This window comes from Ligilactobacillus sp. (assembly GCF_036846325.1).
In the GTDB taxonomy this organism is placed as follows: Bacteria; Bacillota; Bacilli; order Lactobacillales; family Lactobacillaceae; genus Ligilactobacillus.
Map to the genome: position 1 here is coordinate 1 of NZ_DAIUCE010000133.1, position 3,802 is coordinate 3,802.

Annotated in this window: 3 protein-coding genes; 1 reads left to right on the plus strand and 2 read right to left on the minus strand. The window is 45.4% G+C overall.

Translation table 11 applies throughout. The annotated features are described in order from the left end of the window. Nucleotides 1-136: 136 nt before the first annotated feature. The gene (locus tag V7Z60_RS09225) at nt 137-418 is read left to right on the plus strand and encodes a hypothetical protein (RefSeq protein WP_334117526.1); all 282 of its coding nucleotides are present in this window, start codon (nt 137-139) and stop codon (nt 416-418) included. A gap of 40 nt (nt 419-458) precedes the next feature. Here the strand turns inward: V7Z60_RS09225 and V7Z60_RS09230 are convergent, their stop codons facing one another. Both V7Z60_RS09230 and obgE read right to left on the minus strand, forming a co-directional pair. After that, the gene (locus V7Z60_RS09230; protein ID WP_334117527.1) at nt 459-2,357 is read right to left on the minus strand and encodes an acyltransferase family protein; all 1,899 of its coding nucleotides are present in this window, start codon (nt 2,355-2,357) and stop codon (nt 459-461) included. A gap of 23 nt (nt 2,358-2,380) precedes the next feature. Next, nucleotides 2,381-3,688 (minus strand): GTPase ObgE, encoded by a 1,308-nt coding sequence (obgE, locus tag V7Z60_RS09235; RefSeq protein WP_334117528.1) that lies wholly within the window; start codon nt 3,686-3,688, stop codon nt 2,381-2,383. Between the last annotated feature and the right edge of the window lie 114 nt (nt 3,689-3,802).

Here is a 3,802-nt window from a genome sequence, read left to right on the forward strand (position 1 = left end):
GTCAGCTTATGAAGGCAGTCTCTGCGCTTATTGGCAATCCGTTTCTGGCAGCGGGTTTTATTGACTCCTGCACGCCTTCAAAAAACAAATTGCGTGCTCACGAACGTATATTCTGATAAAATACAGACGTAAGGAAGTGATTTTTTTGGAAATCAGAGATTTTTTGACAATGACCGCGGATCTGAATGAAGATTTCCGCATTTATATCGATCAGACTCCACCCATTCCGGCAGGCATCATTCGCGCTACGGATGATGCCGCTGTCTTTTTGGAAACAAAAAAGCCTCTTACTGTTAAAGACGCAAGAAAACAGCTGTATTTTCTAAAAAAAGAGCAGAAATTGATGTTTTTCATCAATGAAGCACCTCAATACGTATTCGGCTTAAAAATCTCCAATGACAGGATCCTGCTTAACTAAACAAACAGCCGCAGCTTTTAAAACCGCGGCCGTTGTTCATCTATTTTAATATTTCATGTGCAATAAAAGGACCGAAGTAATTCAAACCGTCAGGATTCGGGTGAACATGATCATCATAAAACCATTCTGGATGATCCTTGCAATACGAATACCAGTCGATGACTGTCAGATTGCTGTATTTTTCAGCATCATCCTTCAGCTCCTGGTTGACCTGATCCTGCCATCTTCTTGTCGGAACAAACACATTGATCCAGTAAACCCTTCGCTGCTTGCCAAGAATCTGCATAATCTGTTCCATCGTATCTTCAGCATACGGTCCGTTCGTTCCCTCGCTGATCAAAACGGTCTGCGCAAGCTTTCCTGAAGAATTCAAGGATTGGAGAATCGGCACGATTTCTGAAACCTGACGACCAACCTTGGCATCAACGTACATGTTCGGAAAAATCTCCTGCATCTTAGCCGAAGCATCAGCCATCACGGAATCGCCGACGCAGGTTATCTGAAGGCCCTGCGCTTTCTTCTGCTCGCTTTCAGTCAATGCAATCGGGCTTTTTCCATCATTGTCTGATTCTGATGAAGAAGATGATGCCTCTGAAACGGACGAAACGCCTGACGATGATTCGGAAGGTTTCCTGTCAGCCTTTTGATTGACCGAAGATGCCTTCTTTTGATTATTCCTTATGACGCTTTCAAGCTGCTTATCATCCCTGTTGCCTGATGCGGCAACAGATGACGGCATAAATGACCCGACCGCTGCCAAAACAAGAATCAGCAACGGAATTGCGGCATAAACACGTTTCCATCCATATGAAGAATCTGCTTTAAAGAATTCTCTGATGACGCTTGACGTTTTTGAATAGTCAAATTTCTTCAGCGGCACTTCCAGAAAGCGGTACGATAATTCGCTGATTGCCAAAATAATGGCAATTTCAATCAAGCCGTGAATCACGGGATGTGCAGCGATGTTTTGAATCCTTGACTCATAGAAAACCATTACCGGATACTGATAAAGATATATTCCGTAGCTTCTTTTTCCAATCCATCTGAAAACAGAATTGTCGAGCCAGTCACCCAAATCAGCACCGGGATGGACTACGACTGCCACTAAAACCATGGCAGCGAGCGAGAAAAAGAACATCCCGCCGCGATAAACAAGCTCGTTTTCACCCGTCATCTTCATAAACATCAAAGCAAGCAAAAGAAGCGAACCAAGACCGATTCCATCCAAGACAAGCCGTGGCTTTGACGGAAGCTGTCTTTTCAATGCCGTGCTTGGCCAGACGACGGCCAGACCTGCACCAATCAGAATCGAGAACATCCTGGTATCCGTTCCGTAGTAAACGCGTGAAGGATCTTCACCGACATGGTACATAAACGCCATCTCAAGAGCTGAAAATAAAATCATGATCAGAATCGTATCGATAATCGGCTGTTTCTTCTTGAAAAACTTAATCATGACAAAAATGAAAATCGGCCACAACAAGTAGAATTGCCCTTCAATCGACAATGACCATAAATGTGTAAACGGCGACTGATTGCCGAACTTGTCAAAATACGATTCATGATGGTCAATCTGATACCAGTTATAAACGTATAAGAAATTCGTTCCGATTACTGATTTTAAATTTTCAGCCAATTCTCTTGAAAACAGGGTAATGTATGCGGCCGTTGACAGGACCATTGCAACCAATCCCGGATAAAGGCGCTTGATTCTTCTGATATAGAAGGCCTTGACATCAATCGTCCCGTTTTGCTGGAACTCCTGAAAAAGCAGGTCAGTAATCAAATACCCCGAAACAACGAAAAATATCGGGACCCCCAGGAAACCGCCCTGAAAGCTGAACGGTGCCAAGTGATACAAAATGACCGCCACGACCGCAATTGCGCGAATTCCGTCAAGTCCTTTGATGTATCGCTTCTTTTTTAGTCTCTTTCCCATTATTACTCACCTTATAAAATTGATTATTCCACAAATTCGAACGTGAAGTCACCGATTCTTACAAGATCTCCATTCTTCGCGCCTCTTGCTCTTAACTCATCATCAACGCCCATGCCGCGAAGCTGTCTTGCAAATCTCATCATGCTTTCATCATGCTCAAGATTTGTCATCTTGAATAGCTTTTCAAGTTTCTCACCCGAAAGGATCCAGACGGCATCAGAATCGCGAGTAAGCGTAAACGGCTTGTCGTCATCAGCTTCAAAGCCGTATTCAGCTCGTTTCTTTTCCTGAATGCGATCGGTCAGCGTGGCAAATGCAGGGGTTTCTTCCAGAATATCTGCCGTCTTTTTCATCAATGTATCAAGCCCCTGGTGCGTCAGCGATGAAATCGCCATGACTTCCGGAACCTGCTTCAATGTGTCATCGCTTTCAAGCCTGGCTCTGAATTTTTCAAGATTATCAGCAGAATCAGGCATGTCCATCTTTGAAGCAACGACGATTTGCGGGCGTTCGAGCAATAACGGATCGTAAGTGGCAAGTTCAGCATTAATCTTCCTGTAATCATCAAACGGATCGCGTCCTTCAACGCCTGACATATCGATCAAATGCAGAATAACACGCGTTCTTTCAACGTGACGCAAGAATTGAATTCCCAAACCTACGCCCTGGGATGCACCTTCAATCAATCCCGGCAAATCAGCCATTACGAAGTCGCGACCATCTTCAAGGCGAACCATTCCCAGATTCGGAACAAGCGTGGTAAAATGATAGTCGGCAATTTTCGGCTTGGCACTCGTTACGACAGAAAGAAGCGTCGATTTGCCAACAGAAGGAAAACCGACCAGGCCGACATCGGCCAGGACCTTTAGTTCAAGCTGAATAGTGCGTTCAACCCCCGGTTCGCCGTTTTCGGCAATTTCAGGAGCAGGATTCTTGGCAGACGCAAAATGAATGTTGCCGCGACCGCCGCGACCTCCCTTTGCGACAACCAGTTCCTGACCTGCCTCTATCAAATCTCCCAGGACTTCTCCGGTTTCAGCATCCGTGACAGTCGTGCCTTGCGGAACGTCGATATAAAGGTCCTTTGCTCCGCGGCCGTACATTCCCTTGATCATTCCGTTCTGGCCTGGCTTAGCTTTGAAAATCCGGTGAAACCTGAAATCCATCAAGGTTCTCAAGCCTTCGTCCACCTTCAAGACGATGCTTCCGCCCTTGCCGCCGTCACCACCGGCAGGGCCCCCGTTCGGAACATATTTTTCACGCCGGAAGGCAACAGCTCCATCCCCGCCTTTTCCGGCCTTTACTTGTATTTTAACTTGATCTACAAACATTTTTTTCATCCTTACTTAATTGAGTGTATCTTAGTCAGACACTGACAATCAATCATAGTTCTGCGCCATGCTTTTAAACTTTTATGCGAGCGTCAGGCCCGTCAAGCATAGTAC